The sequence below is a fragment of the Aurantiacibacter xanthus genome (assembly GCF_003584015.1).
GTDB lineage: Bacteria > Pseudomonadota > Alphaproteobacteria > Sphingomonadales > Sphingomonadaceae > Alteraurantiacibacter > Alteraurantiacibacter xanthus.
In genome coordinates this window covers 81,531-106,612 of sequence record NZ_QXFM01000112.1, presented here as the reverse complement: position 1 = coordinate 106,612, position 25,082 = coordinate 81,531, and the positions used below count along the sequence as shown (strand labels likewise).

The 25,082-nt window shown below is 66.3% G+C and carries 20 protein-coding genes; 10 read left to right on the top strand and 10 right to left on the bottom strand.

The features are described from left to right. Positions 1-174: 174 nt before the first annotated feature. The 4 genes from D2V17_RS13190 to recQ all read right to left on the bottom strand — a co-directional run bounded on the left by D2V17_RS13190 (position 175) and on the right by recQ (position 4,194). The gene (locus D2V17_RS13190) at positions 175-1,158 is read right to left on the bottom strand and encodes a right-handed parallel beta-helix repeat-containing protein (protein WP_119593268.1); all 984 of its coding nucleotides are present in this window, start codon (positions 1,156-1,158) and stop codon (positions 175-177) included. Positions 1,159-1,225: 67 nt separating this feature from the next. Beyond that, the gene (locus D2V17_RS13185; protein WP_119593267.1) at positions 1,226-1,420 is read right to left on the bottom strand and encodes a type II toxin-antitoxin system antitoxin; all 195 of its coding nucleotides are present in this window, start codon (positions 1,418-1,420) and stop codon (positions 1,226-1,228) included. 4 nt (positions 1,421-1,424) lie between these two features. Beyond that, on the bottom strand, positions 1,425-2,330 hold the full coding sequence (locus tag D2V17_RS13180; RefSeq protein ID WP_119593266.1) for an SPFH domain-containing protein: 906 nt from the start codon (positions 2,328-2,330) through the stop codon (positions 1,425-1,427). Positions 2,331-2,403: 73 nt separating this feature from the next. Beyond that, positions 2,404-4,194, bottom strand: a complete 1,791-nt coding sequence (recQ, locus tag D2V17_RS13175) for a DNA helicase RecQ (protein ID WP_119593265.1) — start codon at positions 4,192-4,194, stop codon at positions 2,404-2,406. 118 nt (positions 4,195-4,312) lie between these two features. Here recQ and D2V17_RS13170 point away from each other — a divergent pair, with 118 nt between their 5' ends. Further along, complete coding sequence (locus tag D2V17_RS13170) at positions 4,313-4,630, top strand: hypothetical protein (RefSeq protein ID WP_119593264.1); 318 nt, start codon at positions 4,313-4,315, stop codon at positions 4,628-4,630. Further along, positions 4,630-4,869, top strand: coding sequence for a hypothetical protein (locus D2V17_RS13165; protein ID WP_119593263.1), 240 nt, complete (start codon positions 4,630-4,632; stop codon positions 4,867-4,869). The genes D2V17_RS13170 and D2V17_RS13165 overlap by 1 nt, the downstream gene beginning before the upstream one ends. On the opposite strand, the gene D2V17_RS13160 is transcribed toward D2V17_RS13165, so the two are convergent. The 3 genes from D2V17_RS13160 to D2V17_RS13150 all read right to left on the bottom strand — a co-directional run bounded on the left by D2V17_RS13160 (position 4,827) and on the right by D2V17_RS13150 (position 9,826). Continuing rightward, positions 4,827-5,672 (bottom strand): undecaprenyl-diphosphate phosphatase, encoded by an 846-nt coding sequence (locus D2V17_RS13160; RefSeq protein WP_119593262.1) that lies wholly within the window; start codon positions 5,670-5,672, stop codon positions 4,827-4,829. The two genes, D2V17_RS13165 and D2V17_RS13160, sit on opposite strands and share 43 nt — an antisense overlap. Positions 5,673-5,785: 113 nt before the next feature. Further along, on the bottom strand, positions 5,786-7,900 hold the full coding sequence (locus D2V17_RS13155; RefSeq protein ID WP_119593261.1) for a M13 family metallopeptidase: 2,115 nt from the start codon (positions 7,898-7,900) through the stop codon (positions 5,786-5,788). Between the two features lie 123 nt (positions 7,901-8,023). Beyond that, complete coding sequence (locus tag D2V17_RS13150; RefSeq protein WP_119593260.1) at positions 8,024-9,826, bottom strand: ABC transporter transmembrane domain-containing protein; 1,803 nt, start codon at positions 9,824-9,826, stop codon at positions 8,024-8,026. Between the two features lie 179 nt (positions 9,827-10,005). Between D2V17_RS13150 and D2V17_RS13145 the strand changes: the two genes are divergently transcribed. Further along, on the top strand, positions 10,006-11,235 hold the full coding sequence (locus D2V17_RS13145) for a polyhydroxyalkanoate depolymerase (protein WP_119593259.1): 1,230 nt from the start codon (positions 10,006-10,008) through the stop codon (positions 11,233-11,235). Positions 11,236-11,243: 8 nt separating this feature from the next. Here D2V17_RS13145 and D2V17_RS13140 read toward each other — a convergent pair whose 3' ends face one another. Together D2V17_RS13140 and D2V17_RS13135 are read right to left on the bottom strand one after the other, a co-directional pair. Beyond that, positions 11,244-12,602: a putative O-glycosylation ligase, exosortase A system-associated gene (locus D2V17_RS13140; RefSeq protein WP_191229186.1), complete on the bottom strand. Its 1,359-nt coding sequence runs from the start codon at positions 12,600-12,602 to the stop codon at positions 11,244-11,246. Beyond that, a complete protein-coding gene (locus D2V17_RS13135; protein ID WP_119593257.1) occupies positions 12,595-12,777 on the bottom strand; it encodes a hypothetical protein in 183 nt (60 codons plus the stop codon). The genes D2V17_RS13140 and D2V17_RS13135 overlap by 8 nt, the downstream gene beginning before the upstream one ends. A gap of 68 nt (positions 12,778-12,845) precedes the next feature. Here D2V17_RS13135 and D2V17_RS13130 point away from each other — a divergent pair, with 68 nt between their 5' ends. The 4 genes from D2V17_RS13130 to D2V17_RS13115 all read left to right on the top strand — a co-directional run bounded on the left by D2V17_RS13130 (position 12,846) and on the right by D2V17_RS13115 (position 21,830). Beyond that, positions 12,846-14,114, top strand: coding sequence for a TIGR04063 family PEP-CTERM/XrtA system glycosyltransferase (locus tag D2V17_RS13130; protein WP_245978711.1), 1,269 nt, complete (start codon positions 12,846-12,848; stop codon positions 14,112-14,114). A 49-nt stretch (positions 14,115-14,163) separates the two neighbouring features. Next, positions 14,164-15,537: a hypothetical protein gene (locus D2V17_RS13125; RefSeq protein ID WP_119593256.1), complete on the top strand. Its 1,374-nt coding sequence runs from the start codon at positions 14,164-14,166 to the stop codon at positions 15,535-15,537. Between the two features lie 182 nt (positions 15,538-15,719). Continuing rightward, positions 15,720-20,381 carry a glutamate synthase large subunit gene (gltB, locus tag D2V17_RS13120; protein WP_245978710.1) on the top strand — a complete coding sequence of 1,554 codons (4,662 nt, stop codon included), beginning with the start codon at positions 15,720-15,722 and terminating at the stop codon, positions 20,379-20,381. Positions 20,382-20,393: 12 nt separating this feature from the next. Continuing rightward, positions 20,394-21,830 (top strand): glutamate synthase subunit beta, encoded by a 1,437-nt coding sequence (locus D2V17_RS13115; RefSeq protein ID WP_119593255.1) that lies wholly within the window; start codon positions 20,394-20,396, stop codon positions 21,828-21,830. 544 nt (positions 21,831-22,374) lie between these two features. On the opposite strand, the gene ung is transcribed toward D2V17_RS13115, so the two are convergent. Then, positions 22,375-23,067 (bottom strand): uracil-DNA glycosylase, encoded by a 693-nt coding sequence (ung, locus tag D2V17_RS13110; protein ID WP_119593254.1) that lies wholly within the window; start codon positions 23,065-23,067, stop codon positions 22,375-22,377. A gap of 80 nt (positions 23,068-23,147) precedes the next feature. Between ung and D2V17_RS13105 the strand changes: the two genes are divergently transcribed. From D2V17_RS13105 to D2V17_RS13095, 3 genes are read left to right on the top strand one after another with little or no spacing between them, the layout of a single operon-like run. Next, the gene (locus D2V17_RS13105; RefSeq protein ID WP_119593253.1) at positions 23,148-23,777 is read left to right on the top strand and encodes a ribonuclease D; all 630 of its coding nucleotides are present in this window, start codon (positions 23,148-23,150) and stop codon (positions 23,775-23,777) included. A 24-nt stretch (positions 23,778-23,801) separates the two neighbouring features. After that, on the top strand, positions 23,802-24,458 hold the full coding sequence (locus D2V17_RS13100; protein ID WP_119593252.1) for an LPS export ABC transporter periplasmic protein LptC: 657 nt from the start codon (positions 23,802-23,804) through the stop codon (positions 24,456-24,458). A 40-nt stretch (positions 24,459-24,498) separates the two neighbouring features. Beyond that, positions 24,499-25,047 (top strand): LptA/OstA family protein, encoded by a 549-nt coding sequence (locus D2V17_RS13095; RefSeq protein ID WP_119593282.1) that lies wholly within the window; start codon positions 24,499-24,501, stop codon positions 25,045-25,047. The last annotated feature ends 35 nt before the right edge of the window (positions 25,048-25,082 follow it).

The following is a 25,082-nucleotide window of genomic DNA, read 5'->3' as shown; positions in this document are numbered from 1 at the left end:
GCAGGCGAAGGCGAAATTACAAGGTTTGCGAGCGACTTAGGACCCGATGAGGTTGGCCTGATCCACCTTGCTCCCCTCCCCTTTGGGGAGGGGCTGGGGGTGGGGGCTCGACGCTGGCTGGCGTGCCCCCATCCCAACCCTTCCCCACAGGGGAAGGGCTTATGCCATCCCGCTTTAGCGCTCCTCGAACGGCTTGAGCCCCCGGCCCAGCGTGTTCTCGCCAATGCCCGACAGCTCGCCCGACCAGTCGGCCACGAACACGGTGTTGCGATCCACCCCCGGCGCCAGCCGCGCATCGTTGCCGACCACGGTGAGGCCTGCCGAACTGTGCTCGCGCTGCTCGGCGGCGACCGCGATGAAGGCGGAATAGTTCTCCTTCGACTGGCCTTGCACGAACCAGTTGTTCGAAATCTGCCCGCTGGCGCCAGCGGGGAGGTCGATCATGTAATTGGTGTTGCGACCTTGCGAATCGTCGAAGCTGCACGAGGCGATCTCCACCTCGGCCGCGCGCGATTTCACATAGTGGCCGCCCGCGCCCTGCTCGAACCGGCTGCGGGTGATGCGGACATGGCCATAAGAGCCGGTGTAGATCGAATGGGCGCAGCCGCCCGCACCCTCGCAGGTGCCGAGGCGGGTGAAGGTCGAGCGGTCGATCACGATGCGCGATGCAGCATCTCCCGCCGTCAGAATGCCCTGCTGACTGTCGCGGAACCAGCTGTCGGCCACCGTAAGGTTGCCCTTTTCGAGGCGGATGCCCGCGCCGTTGAAGTCGGGCACTTTCATGTTCTGGAAGATCAGGCCCGAAACCTCGGCCCCGCGCCCGCGCAGCACCAGTGCGGCCTTGCCCTCACAGGTCACCGCGTCGAACACCGCCGCGCCGGGCTCGCTGGCGAGATAGGAGATCTGCCCGCGTTCCTGCACCGCACACTGGGCATAGCGGCCCGGCGCGATGGCAATCGCGCCCTCGCCGTCGCCAATGGCGTTGACCGCGTCCTGCAGCCGGTCGAAGCCCTGCCCGGTCGCGACTACGGTGAAGGCGGCCTCGCGGTCCTGCGCGGTGAGCGTCGCGGCGGGAAGCGCCGCAAGGGCAACAACGCCAAGGATAGCGAGTGGCGCGATCAGGGCGCGCGGCGAAGGGAGGCGTCGAGTCTGGGTCATCAACTGACAAGCTTAGAGCACAAGAGTTAAGCGCAGGAAATGGCGATGCACGGCAAACCTGTGCCCGTCATTCCTCCTTCGCTGGCCGCCCCCGCCGGGGCCGTTCGCTCACGGCGGGACGAATGCCCCGCCGTTCGAGCGCCTCGCGCAGCAGCACCTCGATCTCGGCGTTCACGCTGCGCAGCTCCTGCGCCGCCAATCGCTCGAGGCAATCGTGCAGCGCAGGGTCCAGTCGCAGGGCAAAGGCTTTGCGGGCCGCCATCGCCTTACTGGTACAGCGATCCGGCGTTGACGACCGGGTTCACCTCGCGCTCGCCGCAGAGCACCACCATCAGGTTCGAGACCATGGCCGCGCGGCGCTCGTCGTCGAGTTCGACGATCTCGTCAGCCGAGAGCTTGTCGAGCGCCATCTGCACCATCGTCACCGCGCCCATCACCAGCTTGGCACGCGCGGCGATCACCGCCTCGGCCTGCTGACGGCGCAGCATCGCGCCGGCGATCTCGCTGGCATAGGCGAGGTGAGTCAGCCCCGCCTCATCGACCACGATCCCCGCCGCCGACAGCCGCTCGTTCAGCTCGGTCTGCAGCTCGGAGTTGATGACGTCGGCGCTGCCGCGCAGCGTGGTTTCGTCCTCATCGCTCATATCGTCGTAAGGGTGGCGCGCGCCGACCGTGCGCAGCGCCGCCTCGATCTGGATTTCGACGAACTGGTAATAGTCGTCCACGTCGAACACCGCCTGCGCGGTGTCGCGCACGCGCCAGACCACGTTGCAGGCAATGTCGATCGGGTTGCCCCGCAGATCGTTGATCTTGATCCGCTCGGAATGGATGTTGTGCGCGCGCACGCTGACCTTCTTGCGCATCATCCACGGCAGCACCCAGCGCAGGCCCTCCTTGCGGTCGGTCCCGCGATAGTCGCCGAACAGCGTGATCACCGCGCCCTGATTGGGCTGCACCATGTAAAAGCCCAGAGCGATCAGCACGATTGCGAGCACCGGCAGCAGGATGCAGGCCACGAACAGCAGAACGCTGCCCAGCCCGAACCCGCGCGTCACCACGTTCAGCCCCACGAACACGAGCAGGGCCAGCATCACCAGCAGCATGGTGTAGCCGCTGCGCGTACCCGCCGCGACTTCGCGGCTGCGGATCATCCCCGTCACATGGTTCGACATCGTCATCTCCTCAGAAATTGTGATATCATATTTATATCACCTTCAGGAGAAGCGCAAGCGGGTGATTGCGGTGTCAGTTTTCGGCCACAACCTTGAGGAAAGCCGCGCCATAGGCCTCCAGCTTCTTCGCCCCGACCCCGCCGATTTCGCCCAGTTCGGAACGGGACGCCGGGCGGCGTGCGGCCATCTCGCGCAGCACCGAATCGTGGAAGATCACATAGGGCGGCACCCCGGCCTCGGCGGCAAGATCGCGGCGCAGCGCCCGCAGCGCGTCGAACAGCGGATCGCCGACCGGGTTCGCCGCCTCGTTGCGGCTGCGGCGCTGGCGGCGCTCCGAGCGCGCAGGCGGCTTGGTGATCGAGAGGCCGGCCTCTCCTTTCAAAAGGGCGCGCGCCTCGCCGCCAAGCGCCAGCCCGCCATGCTCGTTGGGCACGAGACACCCGCGTGCCTGCAAGGCCCGGCTCACCGGCTGCAACAGCGCTGCCTCTTCGCCTTCGACAATACCATAGACCGAAAGCCGGTCATGCCCGCGCTCGATCACCCGCGCATCCGAAGCCCCGGTCAGCACCTTCTGCAAATGGCCGAAGCCAAAGCTCTGCCCGGTGCGATAGCAGGCCGAGAGCAGCTTCTGCGCCAGTTCGGTCACTTCCAGCACCTGCGGCGGATTGAGGCAGTTGTCGCAATTGCCGCAAGATTCGGACGGGGTCTCGCCGAAATGGCGCAGCAGGATCGCGCGGCGGCAGGTGGCCGCCTCGACCAGTGCGGCCAAGCCATCGAGCCGCTGGCGCTCACCCATCTGCCGCGCCTCGTCGAGTTCGCCGATCCGCATCCGTGCGGTGGCGAAGTCGCCCGCGCTCCACAGCATCACCGCCTCGGCCGGGTCACCGTCGCGCCCCGCGCGGCCCGTTTCCTGGTAATAGGCCTCGATCGACTTGGGCACCCCGGCATGGGCGACGAAACGCACGTCGGGCTTGTCGATGCCCATGCCGAAGGCGATCGTGGCCACCATCACCATGTCCTCGCTGGCGACGAACTCGGCCTGATTGGCGGCGCGCTGCTCGGCGGGCAGGCCCGCATGGTAGGGCAGCACGGGCCGCCCGGTGCTGCGGGCGAGGCTGGTGGCGAGATCTTCCACCTTCTTGCGCGTGCCGGCATAGACGATGCCCGGCCCCGGCTGCTCGTCCACCAGCCGTTCGAGCTGGCGCGACAGGTTGTCGCGCGGGCGGATCGTGTAGCGAATATTGGGCCGGTCGAAGCCGGAGATGACAAGGCCATCGTCAGGGATACCGAGCTGGCCGAGAATATCGCCGCGTGTGCGCAGGTCCGCCGTGGCGGTGAGCGCCAGCCGAGGGACATCGCCGAACGCGTCCATCAGCGGGCGCAGCTGGCGGTAGTCGGGGCGGAAATCGTGGCCCCATTCGCTCACACAATGCGCCTCGTCGACCGCGAACAGCGCGAGCGGGGCGGCAGAGAGAAAGTCGCGGAACTGCGGCTGGCTGGCCCGTTCGGGCGCGACATAGAGCAGGTCGAGCGCCCCGGCGCGGAAGGCGTCCTGCGTCTCGCGCCAGTCGGCATCGGCGCTGGTGAGGGTGGCCGCGCGAATGCCGTTCGCCCGCGCGCTGCGCAGCTGATCGTGCATCAGCGCGATCAGCGGCGAGATCACCACGCAGGTCCCCTCCAGCATCACGGCGGGCAGCTGATAGGTGAGCGACTTGCCCGCGCCGGTCGGCATCACCGCGAGCGTGGACTGGCCGCCGAGCACGCGGCCCACCACCTGTTCCTGCACCATGCGGAACGATTCGAAACCGAACACTTCGCGCAAGGTGGTGCGGGCGCGCTCAAGGTTTGCGGAGCTTTGAAGCATGCCGCCCCACCTGCCAGATGCGCGCGCGCGCGCCTAGGGGCGCAATTCCCGTTTTGCCCCGGCCCTGCGAACGGCTACACAGCCCCTCATTCGTTTAGCAACCCCAAGGAGAACCCCCATGAAACGGATTGCTCTGCTCGCTCCGGTCGCGCTGCTGGCGCTGTCGGCCTGCGGCAAGTCCACCGACGCTTCGGAAGAGGCCATGGCCGACACGGTCGAAGTCCCCGCCGATGATGCCCTCGACGGCGTGCCCGACCCGGTGGCCGACAGTTCGCTCGCCCTGCCTGACACCGCTTCGGTGGAAGATGCGGTCGATGCCGCAACACAGTCCGCCGAAGACAGCGCCGATGCCGCGCAGGCCGCCGCTGACGACGCGCTGAGCGCCGCCGATGCCGCGGCTGCTGCAGCCGCCGAAGTCAAGGGCGCGACCGAGTAATGGACCGGGCAGCGCATCTGCGGCTGGCGCTTGTCGCCACAGGTGCGCTGCTGGCCTCCGGCTGCGATGCGCCCGAACCGATGAGCGGCCCCGCGCCCGCGAGCAGCAACGAGGCCAGAGCGCTCGAAGATGCCGCCGAGATGCTCGAACTGCGCGATCCGCCCGGCGACAGACCGGCGGCGGAATCAGCTCCGGCTCAGAACAGGACCAGCAGCGCGACGCCCATCGCCACGCGATAGATCACGAAGACCATCATCGAGGCCTTCTTCAGGAAGTTCATCAGGAAGGCCATCGTCGCGAAGGCGGCAATGAAGGTCAGCACACCGGCGATCAGCGCCTCATGCACCAGCTCGGCCCCGGCGTTGAACAGTTCGGGCACGATCAGCACGCCCGCCCCGGCCACTGCCGGGATCGACAGCAGGAACGAGAACCGCGCCGCCTCGAACCGGCCATAGCCCAGCGCGCGCGCCATGGTCATGGTCACGCCCGAGCGGCTGGTGCCGGGAATGATCGCAAAGGCCTGGGCGATGCCCACCAGCAGCCCGTCACGCCAGGTCATGTCCTCGAAGGTCTTGGTCTCGCGTCCGAACCGGTCGGCAAGGCCAAGCAGGATGCCATAGACGATCAGGTTCACCGCGATCAGATGGGTGAAGCGGATCGAGGCCATCAGATCGCCATCGACGATGGTTACCCCGAACAGGCTCGAAACGATCCCGTTGAACACGCCGAGCTTGATCGCGAGGCCGAACAGCACCGCAGGGATCGTACCGAGCAGAATCCACCAGAACAGCTGCCGCTCATGCGGGGCCTTGCCGATGCCCACGGTGGCAAAGCCCCCGCGCGCCAGCATCAGCACGTCCTTGAAGAAATAGGCGATGATGGCGAGCAGCGAGCCGACATGCACCGCGACGTCGATCTGCGGGCCCTGATCGGGGAAGTCGGTCACGAAGGGGATCAGGATCAGGTGGCCTGACGAGGAGATCGGCAGGAATTCCGTCGTCCCCTGAACAACGGCGATCAGCAGCAGCTGGATGAAGGTCATGAACGGCAGGGCCTCGAATTCGCCCGGTGGCAGGCACCGCGCATAATTGAGCGCGATGCCTCCACCAGCGCGTGCGCGAAGTCAAGCATTCGCACACGCAGCATGCCAGAGCGTTACCAGATCGAGACACGATCCTCGGGCGCGAGGTACAGCGCATCGCCCGGCTGGACGTTGAACGCCTTGTACCAGGCATCCATCTGCCGCACCGCATTGTTGAGGCGGAACTGCTCGGGCGGATGCGGGTCGGCCATCATCATGTTGCGCAGGCGCGCCTCGCGGGTCTTGCCGCGCCACACCTGCGCAAAGCCGAGGAAGAAGCGCTGATCGCCGGTCAGCCCGTCGATCACCGGCGCTTCCTTGCCCTCAAGCGAGAGCTGATAGGCGCGATAGGCGATCTGCAGGCCGACCACGTCGCCGATGGTCTCGCCCATGGCGAGATCGCCGCGCAGGCAGAAGGTGCCGTCGTCGAGCGGGCAATACTGCTCGATCAGCTTGCGCAGCATCCCCGTCCGCTCCTCGAAGGCCGTGCGGTCGGCATCCTGCCACCAGTTGCGCAGCGCGCCGGTGGCATCGAAGCGCGAGCCCTGATCGTCGAAGCCGTGGCCGATCTCGTGCCCGATCACCGCGCCGATGGCGCCATAGTTCACCGCCGGATCGGCATCGAGGCCGAAGAACGGCTGCTGCAGGATCGCCGCCGGGAACACGATCTGGTTGAAGTTCGGCGAATAGTAAGCGTTCACCGTCTGCGGCAGCATGCCCCATTCGCTCTTGTCGACCGGGCCGCCGAGCTTGGAAAGCTCGTCCTGCTGGTTCCAGGCGATGGTGCGAATGCGGTTGCCGAGCGGATCGTCGGCCTTGATTTCGAGCCCGTCGTAAGCCTCGAACTCGTCGGGATAGCCGACCATCGGGGTGAAGCCGGCCAGCTTGGTCAGCGCCTCCTCGGTGGTAGCAGGCGTCATCCAGTGGTTTTCGCTGATGCTCTCGCGATAGGCGGCGATGAGGTTGTCGACGAGATGCTCCATCCCGGCCTTGGCTTCGGGCGGGAACTCGCGCTGAACGTAAAGCGCGCCGAGCTGCTCGCCGAGCTGCCCCTCGACCGCCGCGATGGCGCGCTTCCAGCGCGGGCGCTGTTCCTGCTGGCCCGAGATCGTGGTGCCGTAAAAGGCGAAGTTGGCATCGTCGATCGCCTGCGGCAGCACCGAGGCATTCGAGGACAGGAAGCGCACCGCCATATAGGCCTTGAGCGTGGCCAGCGGGGTCTCGCGCAGCAGCTTCATCATCGCGGGCAGGCCGCCGCCCATCATCGCCTGCTGCTCAGGCGTGAGGCCCAATTCGGCGATCCTTTCCGGGGTCGGCGGAAGCTGCGCGGCGTCAAACAGGTCCTGCCCGTCGAAATGGCCCGCCGCCAGCAGCGTGGCCATCGGAAATTCGGGATCGAGCGCGAGCAGCGCCGCGCGGTCCATCGGGTTGTAGGTCAGCTCGGGGATGCGGAACATCCGGCGGTCCCACTCCAGCTCGGCCACCTTGTGCTCGAAAGCATAGACGGCATCGGCCGCACCAGCCGGATCGGCATAGCCCGCCTGCCCGAGCATGAAGCGCAGGAAATCCATGTACTTGGCGCGGATCGCGAGGTTCTCGTCCGTATCGACGAGGTAGTAGTCGCGATCGGGCAGGCCCATGCCGCTGAAGCCGACCGAGACGAGATAGCGCTCGGGGTTCTCGCTATCGACATCGACGCTCGCGCTGATCAGCGCCGGAATGCCCGGCTGCTCGAACAGCGCGACCAGCGCCGAAAGGCTGGGCGCATCGGCGATCTGCGCGAGATAGGGCTGCGCCGGAGCCAGCCCGGCGGCCTCGATCGCGGCGGTATCGACATAGGCGTTGTAGGCATCGACGATGCGCCGCTCGGGCGTGCCCGGTGCCGGGTTCGCGGCGACGAGGTCGCGCATCAGCGTCTGCACGTCGTAGGTCGACTTCTCGGCCAGCATCGCGAACAGGCCATAGCGGCTCTGATCGGCGGGGATCTCGGTCTCGCGCACCCACTTGCCGTTGGCATAGGCGAAGAAGTCGTCGCCGGGCCTGGCCGCCGTGTCGATCTCGCTCGTATCGACGCCCCAGGTGCCGAAGTTCATTTCCGGCGGCGCATCGGCGGCATCCTGCGCCAGCGCAGGTGTTGCGAGAGCAAGGCCAAGGGCGGAAACGGAGGTTGCAAGCAGGCGACGGATCATGAGCGGCTCCGGTTGGAAAGATATGCGGCAAATATGGTGCCGCGCGCGGCGAATACCACGTTTCGTTTCGAATGATACGAGCGCGGCTTAACCCAGCCTTGCCCGTGCCTCAAGAGTCCTGCCTCAGGCGGGAGCTTTGGCGTCGAACTGGAGCGAGGCGAGCCGGGCATAGAGCCCGCCCGAGGCCGAGAGGCTGGCGTGGTCGCCCTGTTCGACGATCTCGCCCTTGTCCATCACCACGATCCGGTCCGCCGCGCGCACGGTGGCGAGGCGGTGCGCGATCACCAGCGTGGTGCGGTTCTGCATCAGCCGTTCGAGCGCCTGCTGCACCAGCTGCTCGCTTTCAGCATCGAGCGCGGAGGTCGCCTCGTCGAGCAGCAGGATCGGCGCATCGCGCAGCACCGCGCGGGCGATGGCCACGCGCTGGCGCTGGCCGCCCGAAAGGCGCGCGCCGCCATCGCCGAGGAAGGTGTCGAGCCCCTGCGGCAGATCGCGCAGGAAGTCTTCCGCATTGGCGGTGCGGGCCGCTTCCCAGATCGCCTCTTCGCTCGCCTGCCAGTTGCCGTAGCGCAGGTTGTCGCGCGCGCTGGCGGCGAACAGGATGCCCTCTTGCGGCACCAGCGCCATGCGGCGGCGGACCTCGGCCGGGTCGGCCTGGGTCAGCGGCACCCCGTCCATCTTCACGCTGCCCGCCTGCGGATCGTAGAATCGCTCGGCCAGCTGGAAGATCGTCGACTTGCCCGCGCCCGAGGGGCCGACAATGGCCACGGTCTCACCCGGCTCTACCGTCAGGGTGAAATCGCGAATCGCGGTGTCGGTCGGGCGGGTGGGATAGGAGAAAGTGACGTTCTGAAACGCAAGGCTGCCGCGCGGCGGCTCGGGCATCGCCTGCGGGCGGGCCGGGGCCTTGATGGCGGGCTGTTCTTCGAGCAGCTCCTTCAGCCGGCTGGCCGCGCCTGCACCGCGCAGCAGGTCGCCATAGACCTCGGTCAGCGAGCCGAACGCGCCCGCCACCAGCACGCCGGTGAGCACGAAAGCGGCTATGGTGCCGCCCGACAGCAGACCCTCGGCCACCTGCACCGCGCCGCGCCACATCAGGAGCACGATCGAACCGAACACGAAAGCGATCCCGCACAGCGTCATCAGCGAACGGGTCAGGATCCGGTGCTTGGCCGTTACGAAAGTCTCCTCGACGAACTTGCCGAAGCGCGCCAGCTCGCGGCCTTCCTGATTGAAGCCCTGCACGATCTTCATTGCGCCGAGCACTTCGGAAGTGGTCGCGGCCACATCTGCCACCCGGTCCTGGCTCGCACGGCTGATCTTGCGCAGGCGCCGACCGAACACCACCAGCGGCACGATCACCGCCGGAACCACCAGCAGCAGCATCACCGTGAGACCGGGCGCCAGCCAGACAAGGTAGACCAGCCCGCCGATGGCCATGATGAGATTGCGCAAGGCCACCGAGATGGTGGTGCCGACTACCGATTCGATCAGCGTGGTATCCGCAGTCATCCGGCTGGAGATTTCCTTCGGGCTGTTCTCCTCGAAGAAACCCGGCGACAGGCGGAGCAGGTTCTGCTGCACGGCAAGCCGGATATCGGCCACCACCCGCTCGCCCAGAATCGACACGAAGTAGAACCGGCAGGCGGTGCCGACGGCAAGGACCACCACCATCCCGAGCAGATAGCGGAACCAGCGGTTGATTTCGCCGGGATCGCTCCCTTCCGAAAAGCCGCGGTCGATGATCTCGCGAAAACCGGCCGGAATTGCCAGCGTGGCCGAAGCCGTGACCACCAGCGCCACGCCCGCGGCCACGATCAGCCCCGGATAGGCGCGCGCGGCGCGGAAGATCATGCCGAGCGGGCCGAGATCGCGGGCCGGTTTGGGTTCTACGGAGTCAGTTTCGGAAGCAGGAGACTTGGCCATAGGCGAGCGCCCTAGACCAGATTTTGCGCCCTTTGAAGCATGGCGCGTCACATCATCCGGGTTTCACGCGAAAACTAATTTTTTGCCGCACTGCACAATCTTCCCTATATAGGGAGCATAACGGAAGCACCGCGCAGGGTGCCGGAAGCACGCAGTTCGCGCAAGAAGGGTCAAGACACTTGCTTTATTCCGCCTACGAAATGCAGAAAGCCTGGCTTTCCAGCGCCAGCCACTGGGCCGAATTCGGCGCCAACATCCTGTCCAATCCGGCGCTGCCGATGGGCTACCTCGGGATGGGCCCGGCCATGGCCAGCGCGCTCAAGGTCTTCGCCCATGTTTACGAGGAGCGCGGCAAGCCCGCCTTCGGGATCGACAGCACCGAGGTGGGCGGCAAGAGCTATCCCGTCGCGCAGACCACCGTGCTCGAAAAGCCGTTCGGCAACCTGATCCGCTTCCGCCGCGAGGGCCTGCCCGAGGACGCGCCCACCATGCTGGTGGTCGCCCCGATGAGCGGGCACTTCGCCACGCTGCTGCGCGGCACGGTCGCGCGGCTGGTCGAGAATCAGGAGGTCTATGTTACCGACTGGGCCGATGCGAAGACCGTCCCGCTGAGCGCGGGCCTGTTCGATCTCGACGACTATATCGACTACCTGATCGAATTCCTCCGGTTCATCGGCCCCAACACCCATGTGCTGGCCGTGTGCCAGCCGTCGGTCCCGGCCTTTGCCGCCACCGCCGTGATGGGAGCCGAGAAGGACCCATGCCGTCCGGCCACGCTCACCATGATGGGCGGCCCGATCGACACCCGCGCCAGCCCGACCGGCGTCAACGATCTGGCGATGAACAAGCCGCTGAGCTGGTTCCAGAACAATGTGATCGCCACCGTGCCGTTCAGCTATCCGGGTGCGGGCCGACGGGTCTATCCGGGCTTTTTGCAGGTGGCGGGCTTCATCTCGATGAATCTCATGAGCCACATGATGAGCCACTACGAGATGTTCAAACATCTGACGGTCGGCGATCAGGAAAGCGCCGACAAGACCAAGCAGTTCTACGATGAGTACCTGTCGCACTGCGACATGACCGCCGAGTTCTACCTCCAGACCATCGAGCACGTGTTCCAGGAACACACCCTGCCCAAGGGCGAATTCGTCCACCGCGGCAAGGCCATCGACCCTGACGCCATTCGCGATACGGCAATGCTGGCGATCGAGGGTGAGAAGGACGATATTTCGGGCATCGGCCAGACCCGCGCCGCGCTCGATCTTGCGCCGCACCTGCCGCTGGCGATGAAGAAGTATCATCTCGCGCGCGACGTGGGCCACTATGGCATCTTCAACGGCAGCAAGTGGCGCACCCGCATCGCTCCGGTGCTGGAGGAATGGATGCGCGCCAATCCGGGCGTGAACTGAGCGTCAGTTCATGCCTGCGCCAGCGGTTCTGCGGGCGGGGCGAAGCGCGGCTGGCGCCCCGTTCCGTCCTGTCGTTTGAGATAGCTGCCGAAGGCGATCTCCATCCCCACGATCAGGAAGCCGAACGGCTGGAAGGCGATGCCCACGAACAGCGCGCCGATCAGGAACACCACGTGCGCCTGTTGCAGCGCGTCGGCCAGTCCGCACTGCCAGCCAAGTTTCTCGCCATCCTTCGGGCGGAAACGGCGGCGCACCAGCTCCATCTGGAGCAAACCGATCCCGTGCAGCAGCAGCCACAACCCCAGCCCCAGCCAACCCTGTTCGCCCAGCATCTCGAAATAGGATGAGTGATAGGCGCGCCCCTCGTCAGTCACCTCGACATAGGTGATCGAGCGCGAGTTGCCCGAACCGGTCACCTGCGGCATCTGATAGGTGAAGCTGTTGGCGCGGTAGGCATCGAAGCCGCCACCGAAGGGGTGCTGCTTCGCGTAGTCGAGCGTCCAGTTCCACACCGCGATCCGGGTCGAGGCCGATTCGTCCTCCTGATGGTCGGTGATCGTGCCCATCCGGTCGAGAAAGCTCTGCGGCAGGAACGGCACCGCCATCACCAGCGCCGCGCCCGCCAGCCCGGCATAGACGAACCGGTTGCGCACCGTGCGCAGCATCATCACCGCCATCACCGCCGCGCAGACGAGCCCGGTGCGGGCATTGGTGCCCACCGGCATCAGCAGGCAGGCGAGCGACAGGCAGGCCACGAACACGGTCACCGTCCAGTGCGGGCGGAACACCGTGCCGAACCGCGCCAGCCACACCGCGATGGGGATGATCGCAATCGCCGCAATCGAGATGATCGAGCTTTCGTAAATGCCCGAGTTCTCGACCACCAGCAGCTTGAGCGTGCCATAGCCGCCGCCGCCGAACACCGTCTTCATCCCGCCCGAGATGCAGATCGCGCCGATGGAGAGCACCATCACCAGCGCCACGGCCTCGATCCTGAGGCGGGTGCGCATGGCCAGCGGCAGGAAGGCGGCGAACAGCAGGTTCTTCCACACCCAGTCCCATTTCTGCCAGGCGCTGTCCTGAAACACGGCGCGGAATGTGGTGAAGGCGCACAGGGCCAGCAGCGCCACGATCAACCCCTGGCGAAAGGTGAAACGGCTCCCCTCCTTGCTGTCGAGCGCCAGCCAGCCGCCGAAGGCCAGCACGAACATCATCAGCGACAGCGGCAACGCCTGAATGAGCCCCCAGCCGATCTTCTGCGGGATCACCAGATCGATATAGATATAGAGCAGCACCCAGACGAACGGGCGCTTCAGCCCCATCGCGGCCATCAGCCCGATGAAGGCGAGCAGGACCAGATCAACCATGGCCGCCTCCAGAACCCTCTCTGGCATCCTCGTCGCGTGCGACAAGCCAAGGCTTGGGCTTGACCTCTTCCTCGCCCACGAGACTGTCGTCGTCGAGATCGGGGCGCGCCAGCAGGCGCCAGACGGCCAGCGCCATCAGGCCGTGCGTCAGGGCAATGGCGAAGTAGTCGATCACGGGTGAGGCGGCCTTTCACACAGGGCCTTAGCGCCAAGCCCTTGACGCGGCGTTAAGCTTGTCGTGCCATGGCGGGCACCATGATCCACGCCTCGCTCTCCCGGCCTGCGGCCCGCATCCTGCACGTGCTCGATCACTCCTTGCCGATCCATTCAGGCTACACCTTCCGTACGCGCGCGATCCTCAAGGCGCAGGAACGCCACGGGCTGGAGGTACGCGGGATCACCGGCCTGCGCCATACCGAGGACGGCCCCGATGTGGAGACCGAGGACGGCCTGACCTTCCACCGCACCCGCGGCACGGCAGGCGGCCCGCCGGGGCTGCGCGAATGGCGCGAGGTCGGCCTGCTCGCCGATGCCATCGTCGCGCTGGCCAGGGACTGGCGGCCCGACATTCTTCACGCCCACTCGCCGTCGCTGTGCGGGATGGCCGCGATCCGCGCCGGGCAGCGGCTCGGCATTCCGGTGGTCTACGAGATCCGCGCCTTCTGGGAGGATGCGGCGGTGGGCAACCTGATGACCACCGAAGGCTCGCTGCGCTACCGCATCACCCGCGCGCTGGAGAACCGGGTGGTCGCCCGTGCCGATGCGGTGATGACGATCTGCCAGGGTCTGCGCGACGACCTGATCGCGCGCGGCCACGATGGCGGGAAGATCGGGGTCATGCCCAATGGGGTCGACCTCGCGCTGTTCGGCACGCCGCCGCCGCGCGATGCGGCGCTGGCGGCGCAGCTCGGCCTCGGCGAAGGGCCGGTGATCGGCTTCATCGGCAGCTTCTACGACTATGAGGGCCTCGACGACCTGATCGCTGCCATGCCCATGCTGCTCCAGCGGGTGCCCGATGCGCGCCTGCTGCTGGTCGGCGGCGGCGAAATGGAGGAGGCGCTGCGTAAGCAGGCCGAGGCCTCCAGCGCCGCCCATGCGATCCATTTCATCGGCCGCGTACCGCACCATGAGGTCGAGCGTTACTATGCGCTGTGCGACGTGATGGCCTATCCGCGCAAACGCAGCCGCCTGACCGATCTCGTCACGCCATTGAAGCCGCTTGAGGCCATGGCCCAGCGCACGCTGGTGGCGGCGAGCGACATCGGCGGCCACCGCGAACTGATCGCAGACGGCAAGACCGGCGTGCTGTTCGCGCCCGACGATCCGCAAGCCTGCGCCGATGCTCTGGCCGGCCTGCTCGGCAACCGCAGCCGCTGGGACACGATCCGCGATGCGGGCCGCAGGCACGTCGCCGACAAGCACGACTGGTTCACCAATGCGGGTCGTTATCTTTCCGTTTACCAAGCGTTGCTAGGCAAACCCTTGGATTGCCGTATATCTACTGCTGCCTGATTCTCTCGGGCTGCAATTCGACTCGGCGTAACGCAAGGACGCAAGGCTGGTGGCAAAAGTCGAGCAGGGTCGCACAGACGGCACGCGCAACACACGGGCAGGCGCGAAGGCGCCGCTGTCCGCGCATCCCGCCTTCGCCGTGATCGTGGCGCTGTGGTTCGCCGCACTGCTCGGCATTGGCAGCCTGATCGTCCCCATCGGCCTGATCGAGAAGCTGGTGGTCGCCACGGGCCTTCCTTCGCTGCTTTCCGCCGCTCAGCCGCCGCTCGGGCTCACCGCCCGCGCCGGAATCGCGCTGATGGCGACACTGGGCGGGGCCGTGATCGGCCTGCTCGTGGCGCGGCAGGTGAAGCGCGCCAACCAGATCGCCATCGCCAACCGTTCGACCAACCCGTCGGATCTGATTCGCCGCCCGCCGGTCAATGCCCATGCCGAGCTTGGCAGCGAAGGCTTCGACGGCAACGGCACCGCGCGCCGCCGCGCGCTGGCGCTCGCCGCGCAGGAGGCAGAAGAGCTGCCAGACGAGACCGAACTCGGCGATGTGCCGGCACTGGAAGACGATACACCAACCGCCGCCGACGAGTTCGCCAATCCCGCGATGCGGTTTGCGCCCCCGGCTGCGGACTTCGCGCCGGAATTCGAGGCGACCGATCCTATCCACGAGGATGACTTCGAGGACGATTACGCCGCCGACAGCGAATACGCAGTCGCCGAGGAAGAGCCCGCACCCGCTCCGTTCGCCCAGCCGGTCGAGGCCGCTGAACCCGCGCCTGAACCAGAGTACGAGCACGCGCCCGAACCGCAGACCTTCTCCGCCCCGCTGCCGCTGACCGACCGCGCGCCCGGCGCGATCCGCGAAGATCTGGCCGAACTCGGTCTGGTGCAGCTGGTGCAGAAGCTCGAAGCGACAATCGAGAAGCACCGCGCCTGGGTGATCGAGCAGAACCAGCGCGCCGCCGCCGCTGCCGCTGCGGCGGAAGCAAGCCTGCCCGATCCCGCTCCGCTCGATACCTCGGAAGCCTTCGGCACCGTTGCCCCCGATGAGGCCGCGCAGGCCCGCGAGGCCTTTTTCGAGAATGCCGCGCCCGCTGTCATCGACGACGGCGAGCAGGAGCAAGCGGCCCGCCCCTCCCCCATCGCCTCGCTCGCGAGCTTCACCGCCGCGCACGCCAACGAAGACGAGGACGAGCAGGAGGCCAGCGCGCTTTCGGCAAGCTTCGCGCTTCCCTTCGTCAGGCCCCGCGCCGCGCCAGCCGAGCAGCAGCACTTCCAGCCTGAGCCCGAGGCCGATGAAGCCGAAGCAGCGCTCGCGTTTCCGGGCAACCGCTCGCAGACCGACGCGGATGGCCTGTCCAGCGACGAGACCGACCGCGCGCTGCGCGAAGCCCTGCGCAACCTCCAGCGCATGGGCCGCGCCAGCTAACCGTCATGACAAAAGCTGTGGTGCCCAAGCGCGCGCCGCACTTGCAAAATTCGCTTCCTGTCGCCATGGGGACGCTTCGCGACATTTTCGTGCGGCCCGGTGCCTGTGAGATTCGCGTTTCGTTGCCGATGTAACCGGTGGCGGGACGCGCCCCAAGGTCGGGTCCAGACAGGAAGACTGACTTGACCAAGCTGACCCAGCGTCCCGATTTTCCCGAGAACCAGGGCCTTTACGACTCACGCAACGAGCATGATAACTGTGGTCTGGGCTTCGTCGCCCATATCAAAGGCGTCAAATCGCATGCGATTGTGTCGCAGGCCTTGCAGATTCTCGAGAATATCGACCACCGCGGTGCGGTCGGTGCGGACCCGCTGCTGGGTGACGGCGCTGGCATCCTTATCCAGATCCCCGACAAGCTCTATCGCAAGTGGGCCGATGCCGAGGGCCTGACCCTGCCGCCTGCGGGCGACTATGCGGTGGCCATGTGCTTCCTGCCCTCGGACACCGAGGCGCGCGACTTCATCACCGGCCAGTTCGAGAAGTTCGTGGCCAAGGAAGGCCAGACGCTGATCGGCTGGCGCGACGTGCCGACCACGCTCGACGGGCTGGGCAAGGCCGTGCTCGATTCGATGCCGGTGATCCGCCAGTGCTTCATCGCGCGCGGCGAGAACTGCCCCGATCAGGACGCGTTCGAGCGCAAGCTGATCGTGATCCGCAAGCAGACCCAGAACCCGCTGAAGGATCTGGCCGAAAAGCACGACATGCCCGGCCTGCTGAAGCTCTACATGCCGAGCTTTTCGAGCCGCACCGTGGTCTACAAGGGCCTGCTGCTGGCGAACCAGGTCCAGTCGTTCTATGACGACCTGCGCGATCCCGATTGCCTTTCGGCACTGGGCCTCGTGCACCAGCGGTTCTCGACCAACACCTTCCCGAGCTGGCGGCTGGCCCAGCCGTTCCGCCTGATCGCGCACAATGGCGAGATCAACACCGTGCGCGGCAACGTCAACTGGATGAACGCGCGCCGCCGCACGATGGAATCGGACCTGCTCGGCGCCGACCTCGACAAGCTGTGGCCGATCGTGCCGCACGGCCAGTCGGACACCGCCTGCCTCGATAACGCGCTCGAACTGCTGCTGCTGGGCGGCTATTCGCTCGCCCACGCGATGATGATGCTGGTGCCGGAAGCCTGGTCGCGCGATCCGGGCATGGACCCCGAGCGCCGCGCTTTCTACGAATATCACGCCGCGCTGATGGAGCCGTGGGACGGCCCCGCCGCGCTCGCCTTCACCGACGGTCGTCAGATCGCCGGTATGCTTGACCGTAACGGCCTGCGCCCGGCGCGCTACTGCCTGACCAAGGACGACATCGTCTGCCTCGCTTCGGAAAGCGGCGTGCTGCCGTTCGCCGAGGAAGACATCGTGCGCAAGTGGCGGCTGCAACCGGGCCGCATGCTGCTGATCGACCTCGAAGAAGGCCGCATCATCGAGGATGAAGAGCTGAAGGCGCAACTCGCCGGGGCTGAGCCCTATGCCGAGTGGCTGCACAAGGCGCAGTACAACCTGAAGGACCTCGAAGCCATCGAGACCGATCAGGACGCCGTGCGCGCGGCGGACGAGACGCTGCTCGATCGCCAGCAGGCCTTCGGCTACACGCAGGAAGACGTCACCCGCTTCCTCGAACCGATGGCCGTCAACGGCGACGATCCGATCGGCTCGATGGGCACCGACACGCCGATTGCGGTGCTCTCGAAGAAGGGCCGCCTGCTCTACGACTACTTCAAGCAGAACTTCGCGCAGGTGACCAACCCGCCGATCGACCCGATCCGCGAGGAACTGGTGATGAGCCTGCTATCGATGATCGGCCCGCGCCCGAACCTGCTCGGCCACGAGGCGGGCACGCACAAGCGTCTGGAAATCGATCAGCCGATCCTCACCAACGCCGATATGGAGAAGATCCGCTCGGTCGAGGCGAGCCTCGATGGCGCGTTCCGCACCGAGACCATCGACATCACCTGGGCCGCCAAGAAGGGCGCCAAGGGCCTGCGCATGGCGATCAAGGAGATGTGCTGGGCCGCCACCGAAGCGGTGTTGCAGGACAAGAACATCCTGATCCTGTCGGACCGCGCGGCGAGTTCCGACCGCATCCCGATGCCCGCGCTGCTGGCGACGGCGGCCGTGCACCACCACCTCGTACGTCAGGGCCTGCGCATGCAGACCGGCCTCGTGGTCGAAACCGGCGAGGCGCGCGAAGTGCACCACTTCTGCGTGCTGGCGGGCTATGGCGCGGAAGCGATCAACCCCTACCTCGCCTTCGAGACGATGGAGCACCTGCGCGCCGAGAAGTTCCCGCACCTGTCTGAAAAGGACGTGCAGAAGAACTACATCAAGGCCATCGGCAAGGGCATCCAGAAGGTCATGTCCAAGATGGGCATCTCGACCTATCAGTCCTATTGCGGGGCGCAGATCTTCGATGCGGTCGGCCTGAACACCGCCTTCATCGACAAGTACTTCACCGGCACTGCCACCACCATCGAGGGCATCGGCCTTGCGCAGGTGGCGGAAGAGACCGTGCAGCGCCACGCGGCGGCCTTCGGCGACAACCCGATCTATCGCAACATGCTCGATGTGGGCGGCATCTACCAGTATCGCCTGCGCGGCGAGGACCATGCCTGGACGCCTGCCAACGTCGCCAACCTCCAGCACGCGGTGCGCGGCAACCAGCCGGCCGAGTACAAGAAGTTCGCCGACTCGATCAACGAGCAGTCCGAACGCCTGCTGACGATCCGCGGCCTGATGGAACTGAAGAAGGCCGACCAGCCGCTCGACATTTCCGAGGTCGAACCGGCGGAAGAAATCGTCAAGCGCTTCGCCACCGGCGCGATGAGCTATGGCTCGATCAGCTGGGAAGCGCACACCACGCTGGCGGCTGCCATGAACACAATCGGCGGCAAGTCGAACACCGGCGAGGGCGGCGAGGATCCGATCCGCTTCAAGCCGCAGGCCGACGGCACCAACCTGCGCTCGGCAATCAAGCAGGTCGCTAGCGGTCGCTTCGGTGTGACCACCGAATATCTGGTCAATGCCGACGACATCCAGATCAAGATGGCGCAGGGCGCGAAGCCCGGTGAAGGCGGCCAGCTGCCCGGCCACAAGGTGGACAAGACCATCGGCGCGACCCGGCACTCGACGCCGGGCGTGGGCCTGATCTCGCCGCCGCCGCACCACGACATCTACTCGATCGAGGATCTGGCCCAGCTGATCCACGACCTGAAGAACACCAACCCCAAGGCGCGCATCTCGGTGAAGCTCGTCTCCGAGGTTGGCGTGGGCACCGTGGCTGCGGGCGTGTCGAAGGCGCGCGCCGACCACATCACGATCTCGGGCTACGAGGGCGGCACCGGCGCTTCGCCGCTGACCAGCCTCACCCATGCGGGCAGCCCCTGGGAGATTGGCCTCGCCGAAACGCAGCAGACGCTGCTGCTCAACGATCTGCGTAGCCGTGTCGCGGTGCAGGTTGACGGCGGCCTGCGCACCGGACGCGACGTCGCCATCGGCGCGCTGCTGGGGGCCGACGAGTTCGGCTTTGCCACGGCTCCGCTGATCGCGGCGGGCTGCATCATGATGCGCAAGTGTCACCTCAACACCTGTCCGGTGGGCGTGGCCACGCAGAACCCCGAGCTGCGCAAGCGCTTCGTCGGCCAGCCCGAGCACGTCATCAACTACTTCTTCTTCGTCGCCGAAGAGCTGCGCCAGATCATGGCCGAGATGGGCTTCCGCACCATCGACGAGATGGTCGGCCGGGTCGACCGGATCGACATGAACCGTGCGATCAACCACTGGAAGGCGAGCGGCGTCGACCTCTCCAAGCTGCTGCACACCGTGGAACTGGAAGAGGGCAAGAGCCTTTATCACACCACCGGTCAGGATCACGGCCTTGAAAAGGCGCTCGACGTGAAGCTGATCGAGGCGGCGGCCCCGGCGATCCACGAGGGCAAGGTGCTGTCGCTCGAATTCCCGATCTGCAACGTCAACCGCACCGTCGGCACGATGCTCTCGGGCGAGATCGCCCGCGCGCATGGCCACAAGGGTCTCGACGTCGACCAGCTGCGCATCACCTTCACCGGCACCGCCGGACAGAGCTTCGCCGCCTGGCTTGCCCATGGCGTCACGCTCGATCTGGTGGGCGACGGCAACGACTATGTCGGCAAGGGCCTGTCGGGTGGCCGCGTGATCGTGCGCCAGCCGGAAGGCACGGGCCGCGTGGCCGCAGAGAACATCATCGTCGGCAACACCGTGCTGTTCGGCGCCATCGCGGGCGAGGCCTATTTCAACGGCGTCGGCGGCGAGCGTTTCGCGGTGCGCAACTCGGGCGCCGTGGCGGTGGTCGAGGGCACGGGCGATCATGGCTGCGAATATATGACCGGCGGCGTGGTCTGCGTGCTCGGCAAGACCGGGCGCAACTTCGCCGCAGGCATGAGCGGCGGCATCGCCTATGTCTACGACGAGGATGGCAAGTTCGCCGAGCGCTGCAACATGGCGCAGGTCGAGCTGGAGCCGATCAGCGCCGCTCCGAGCGAGCAGGAAGGCACCGGGCGCCCCGCCCAGCGGCCGACCAGCGTGACCGACTACGGCATGGGCGACCCGCTCTACCACGATGCCGAGCGGCTGCGCATTCTGCTCGAACGCCACAAGCTCCACACCGGCTCAAGCCGGGCGACCGAGCTGCTCGAAGACTGGGACAATGCTTTGGCCAAGTTCGTGAAGGTGATGCCGGTGGACTACGCCCGCGCGCTGAAGCAACAGGAAGCCGAGCGCTCCGAAGCCGCCAGCGTCGCGGCCGAATAAGGGTTATTGAAGATGGGTAAGGAAACCGGCTTTCTCGAAGTCGACCGTCAGGATCGCACCTATGCCGATCCCAAGGAACGGCTGACGCACTACCGCGAGTTCGTCATCCCGCATGACGAGGACAAGCTGCAGTTGCAGGCCTCGCGCTGCATGAACTGCGGCATTCCCTATTGTCACAACGGCTGTCCGGTGAACAACATCATCCCGGACTGGAACCACCTTGTGTACGAGGGGGACTGGCAGAACGCGCTCGAAGTGCTGCACTCGACCAACAACTTCCCCGAGTTCACCGGCCGTGTCTGCCCCGCCCCGTGCGAGGCGAGCTGCACGCTCAACATCACCAACCAGCCGGTGACGATCAAGTCGATCGAATGCGCGATTGTCGACCGTGGGTGGAAGGAAGGCTGGATTCAGCCGCAACCCGCCGAGAAGAAGACCGGCAAGAGCGTCGCCGTGGTCGGTTCTGGCCCCGCCGGCATGGCCTGCGCGCAGCAACTTGCCCGCGCCGGGCACTCGGTCACGCTATTCGAGAAGTCCGACCGGATCGGCGGCCTGCTCCGCTATGGCATCCCCGACTTCAAGATGGAGAAGTCGCTGATCAACCGCCGCGCGGTGCAGTTCGAGGCCGAGGGCATCACGCTGCGCACTTCGACCGAGGTCGGCGTCGATGTCTCGATGAAGTCGCTGAAAGAAAACTTCGACGCCATCGTGCTGGCAGGCGGCGCGGAAGATGCGCGCCCGTTGCAGATTCCGGGCGCCGAGCTGCCCGGCGTGCGCTTGGCGATGGAGTTCCTCACCCAGCAGAACAAGCGTGTGGCGGGCGACAGCGAAGAGCGCGCCGCCCCGCGCGGCTCGCTCACCGCGACCGGCAAGCACGTGATCGTGATCGGCGGCGGTGACACCGGCTCCGACTGTGTCGGCACCTCGAACCGGCAGGGCGCGGCCTCGGTCACCCAGATCGAGATCATGCCCAAGCCGCCCGAGATGGAAGACAAGCTGCTGACCTGGCCCGACTGGCCGATGAAGCTGCGCACCTCGACCAGCCACGAAGAGGGTGTGGATCGCGACTGGGCCGTGCTGACCAAGGAAGTGGTCGGCGAAGACGGCAAGGTCACCGGGCTGCGCTGTGTTCGGGCCGACTGGTCGAACGGCAAGCTGGAGGAAGTGCCGGACAGCGAGTTCGTGCTGAAGGCGGACCTGATCCTGCTGGCGATGGGCTTTGTCGGCCCGCGTAAGTCGGGCGTGGTCGAGCAGTCGGGCGTGAAGCTGACCGAGCGCGGCAATGTCGATGCGGACACGGTGACCTATCGCACCAGCGACGAGCAGATCTGGGCTTGCGGCGATATGCGGCGCGGTCAGAGCCTCGTGGTCTGGGCGATCCGCGAGGGCCGCCAGTGCGCTGCCAGCGTGGACGAAGCGCTGATGGGCGCGACCGAACTGCCGCGCTGATTTAGCCTCTGACGACATAGCATTGACTCGCAAAACCCTTCCCCTCGGGGAAGGGTTGGGATGAGGGTTCCACGCGAACCAGCGTCGAGCCCCCACCCCCTCCCCAAAGGGAGGGGAGCAAGGTGGATCAGGCTAATGTCATGAGGCTCCAGCGCTCCCGTCATACCCGCACGCGATGCGGGCCCGGGGAACGAAGGTAGCCCAGCCCCGGGTCAAGCCCGGGGCGACGATGGGCAGGAGGCGAAGGCAACACGTGGCCTTCGACAAGCTCAGGCTGAGCGGAGGTTGGGATGGGATCGCAAACCCGCCATAATCCCCGTTCGTCCTGAGGAGGGCACGAAGCCGCAGGCTGAGCGCCCGTCTCGAAGGACCCGTGTAATGGCGTTTTCCTACAAACGTTGCGTCGGTGCACTATCCGCCCATGACCCAACGCCTGCGCGCCAACGTTCTATTTCTTCAGAGTGTCAACTTTGGCAATAAGAACCAAAGCCATACAATAACGCCATTTTTCTGCATTTTCGAGGCTGACAGACTGTCAACTTCGTCAACTTCCGGGCAAACGCCAGTCCACCGCCCCGCGCCCGTGCTCCACCAGAAATGCGTTCGCCCGGCTAAACGGCTTCGAGCCGAAAAACCCGCGATAGGCCGAGAGCGGGCTCGGATGCGGGCTCTTGATCAACAGGTGCGGTCCGCCCTCGCGCAGCGCCGCGATCCGCGCCGCCTTGCCCTGCGCATGGCTGCCCCACAGGATGAACACGCAGGGTTCGTCACGCTCGGCGACGGCAGCGACACAGGCGTCGGTGATCGCCTCCCAGCCCTTGCCCGCATGGCTGCCCGCCTTGCTATTCTCCACCGTCAGCGTGTTGTTAAGCAACAACACCCCCTGCCGCGCCCAGCTCTCAAGGTTGCCGCCCGCAGCCGGAGCAATCCCGCAATCCTCGGCCAACTCCGCAAAAATGTTCTTGAGCGAGGGCGGCAGGGCCACCCCGTCCTGCACCGAGAAGCACAGCCCATGCGCCTGTCCCGGCCCGTGGTAAGGGTCTTGCCCGAGGATCACCACCTTGACCGCCTCCAGCGGGGTCAGTTCCAAAGCACGCAAACGGGTGCCGCGCGGCGGGTAGATCGCCTTGCCCGCCTCCTCCTCGGCGCGCAGCCAGCCGCCGAGCTTGCGCGCGGCGGGCTGCGAAAGGACCGGATCGAGCACCTTGGCCCAGCTTGCGGGAACTGTATCGGACATACAACGCAGCCTAGGCAAGCAGCCAGCCCACCGCCAGCGGCTCTTTCCCTCTATCCCCGATGCGCCTAAGGGCCCTAGCCATGACTGTCTATTTCCACGAGGAAGACCTGCCGGACGGCACCTTTGCCGATCTTGCGCCCGACCACCCGCTCGCCGTCGATACCGAGACGATGGGCCTCGTCACCGCGCGCGACCGCCTGTGCGTGGTCCAGATCAGCGATGGCAAGGGCGACGAGCACCTCGTCCGCTTCAAAAACGGCAGCAGCTACGATGCACCCAACCTCAAGCGCGTGCTGGCCGACCGCAACCGGGTGAAGATCTACCACTTCGCCCGCTTCGACCTCGCCGCCATCGAGCACTATCTGGGCGTGGAGGCCGGCCCGGTGTTCTGCACCAAGATCGCCTCCAAGCTGACCCGCACCTACACCGACCGGCATGGCCTGAAGAACCTCGTCAACGAGCTGCTCGGCGAGGATATGTCGAAGCAGCAGCAGAGTTCGGACTGGGGCGCGGACACCATCACCGACGCCCAGCGCGAGTATGCGGCCTCGGATGTGCGCTTCCTTCACCGCATGCGCGAGATCCTGATTACGCGGCTCGAACGCGAGGGCAGGCTTGAAATGGCGCAGGCGGCATACGATTTCCTGCCTACGCGCGCCCGTCTCGATCTGGCCGGTTGGGCGGACAAGGACATCTTCAGCCACGAGTAAGGCGCCCGCTACGCACCAACCGTCATGACCAGCAGAGCCGACCGTATCCGCACCCGCCGCCAGGCCTTCGCCACGCCCGGCTCACCGCTCGACAAGATCGTGCGGGTGCTGGCGCTGGGCCTGCCTGCGCTGGTGGGCATGATCGCGGCGATGATGCTGATCACCCCGCTTTCCCCGCGCGGAGAGGTGAGCTTCCTGCTTGACCGCAACAAGGTCGCTATTGCCGAGGACCGGCTGCGGGTGAACGACGCGATGTACCGCGGCGAAGATGACGAGGGCCGTCCGTTCTCGCTGATGGCGGGCAGCGCGGTGCAGCAGAGCAATTCGCTGCCGCTGGTGCAGCTGCGCGATCTGACCGCGCGGATCGTCCTGCCCGAAGGCCCGGCCGTGCTCAGCGCGCCCGGCGCGCACTACGATATCGACGACGAGGTGGTGTCGGTTCCCGGCATCGTCCGTTTCACCGCCGCCGACGGCTACGAGATGAGCGCGCGCAATGTCGCGATCGACCTGTCCAAGCGGGTGATGACCGGCACGGGCCGCGTAAGCGGCGTGGTCCCGGCGGGCAATTTCAGCGCCGACCAGATTCGCGCCGACCTTGCCGCACGCACCCTGATGCTCTCGGGCAATGCGCGGATGCGGATGGTGCCGGGCAAGCTGCGTCTTCCGAGCGCAGTGCGATGAGGAGTTGCCAATGGCGCAAGATGGCTTATCGAACCCGGTCATGACCAAGATGCGTCCATCCTTGCGCAAGCTGGCGCTGCAGGGCCTCGCTGCCGGGGCAATTGCGGGCGCCGCCGGTGCGCTGGCCTTTTCCTCGATTGCCGGGGCGCAATCGCTCGGCTCGTTCGATTCGAACCAGCCGGTGAACTTCGGTGCCGACCGGATCGAGTTACAGGACCGGCAGAACCGCGTGGTGCTGTCAGGTTCGGTCGATATCCGCCAGGGCGACCTGCGGCTGACCGCGCAGCGCACCACCATCGCCTATACCGATGCGGGCCAGCTCACGATCCAGCGCCTCGATGCGAGTGGCAACGTGGAGGTCACACGCGGCAACGAGCGCGCGCGCGGCGATGCCGGGGTTTACGACTTCAAGCGCAAGACGATCGTGCTGTCGGGCAATGTCGGCCTTAATCGCGGTGCCGATCGGCTCAACGGCGGGCGACTGGTGATCGATCTCAACTCGGGCCTGTCGAGCGTGGATGGCAGCGGCGCGGCGACCAGCGGGCGGCCCGGCGGACGGGTGTCGGGGACATTTGCCGTTCCGGATTGATTGCTCAGTAGGTTAATCGAGCTTTCAGACCGGCG

Bases quoted from the DNA above. Each gene is read 5' to 3' on its own strand.
- D2V17_RS13095 (WP_119593282.1), top strand. From the start codon at position 24,499: ATGACCAAGATGCGTCCATCCTTGCGCAAGCTGGCGCTGCAGGGCCTC.
- D2V17_RS13180 (WP_119593266.1), bottom strand. From the start codon at position 2,330: ATGTCGAACCATGTGACGGGGATGATCCGCAGCCGCGAAGTCGCGGCG.
- D2V17_RS13170 (WP_119593264.1), top strand. From the start codon at position 4,313: ATGAAACGGATTGCTCTGCTCGCTCCGGTCGCGCTGCTGGCGCTGTCG.
- D2V17_RS13130 (WP_245978711.1), top strand. From the start codon at position 12,846: ATGGCGGGCACCATGATCCACGCCTCGCTCTCCCGGCCTGCGGCCCGC.
- ung (WP_119593254.1), bottom strand. From the start codon at position 23,067: ATGTCCGATACAGTTCCCGCAAGCTGGGCCAAGGTGCTCGATCCGGTC.
- D2V17_RS13100 (WP_119593252.1), top strand. From the start codon at position 23,802: ATGACCAGCAGAGCCGACCGTATCCGCACCCGCCGCCAGGCCTTCGCC.
- D2V17_RS13185 (WP_119593267.1), bottom strand. From the start codon at position 1,420: ATGGCGGCCCGCAAAGCCTTTGCCCTGCGACTGGACCCTGCGCTGCAC.
- D2V17_RS13190 (WP_119593268.1), bottom strand. From the start codon at position 1,158: ATGACCCAGACTCGACGCCTCCCTTCGCCGCGCGCCCTGATCGCGCCA.
- D2V17_RS13165 (WP_119593263.1), top strand. From the start codon at position 4,630: ATGGACCGGGCAGCGCATCTGCGGCTGGCGCTTGTCGCCACAGGTGCG.
- recQ (WP_119593265.1), bottom strand. From the start codon at position 4,194: ATGCTTCAAAGCTCCGCAAACCTTGAGCGCGCCCGCACCACCTTGCGC.
- D2V17_RS13155 (WP_119593261.1), bottom strand. From the start codon at position 7,900: ATGATCCGTCGCCTGCTTGCAACCTCCGTTTCCGCCCTTGGCCTTGCT.
- D2V17_RS13150 (WP_119593260.1), bottom strand. From the start codon at position 9,826: ATGGCCAAGTCTCCTGCTTCCGAAACTGACTCCGTAGAACCCAAACCG.
- D2V17_RS13115 (WP_119593255.1), top strand. From the start codon at position 20,394: ATGGGTAAGGAAACCGGCTTTCTCGAAGTCGACCGTCAGGATCGCACC.
- D2V17_RS13160 (WP_119593262.1), bottom strand. From the start codon at position 5,672: ATGACCTTCATCCAGCTGCTGCTGATCGCCGTTGTTCAGGGGACGACG.
- D2V17_RS13140 (WP_191229186.1), bottom strand. From the start codon at position 12,602: ATGGTTGATCTGGTCCTGCTCGCCTTCATCGGGCTGATGGCCGCGATG.
- D2V17_RS13105 (WP_119593253.1), top strand. From the start codon at position 23,148: ATGACTGTCTATTTCCACGAGGAAGACCTGCCGGACGGCACCTTTGCC.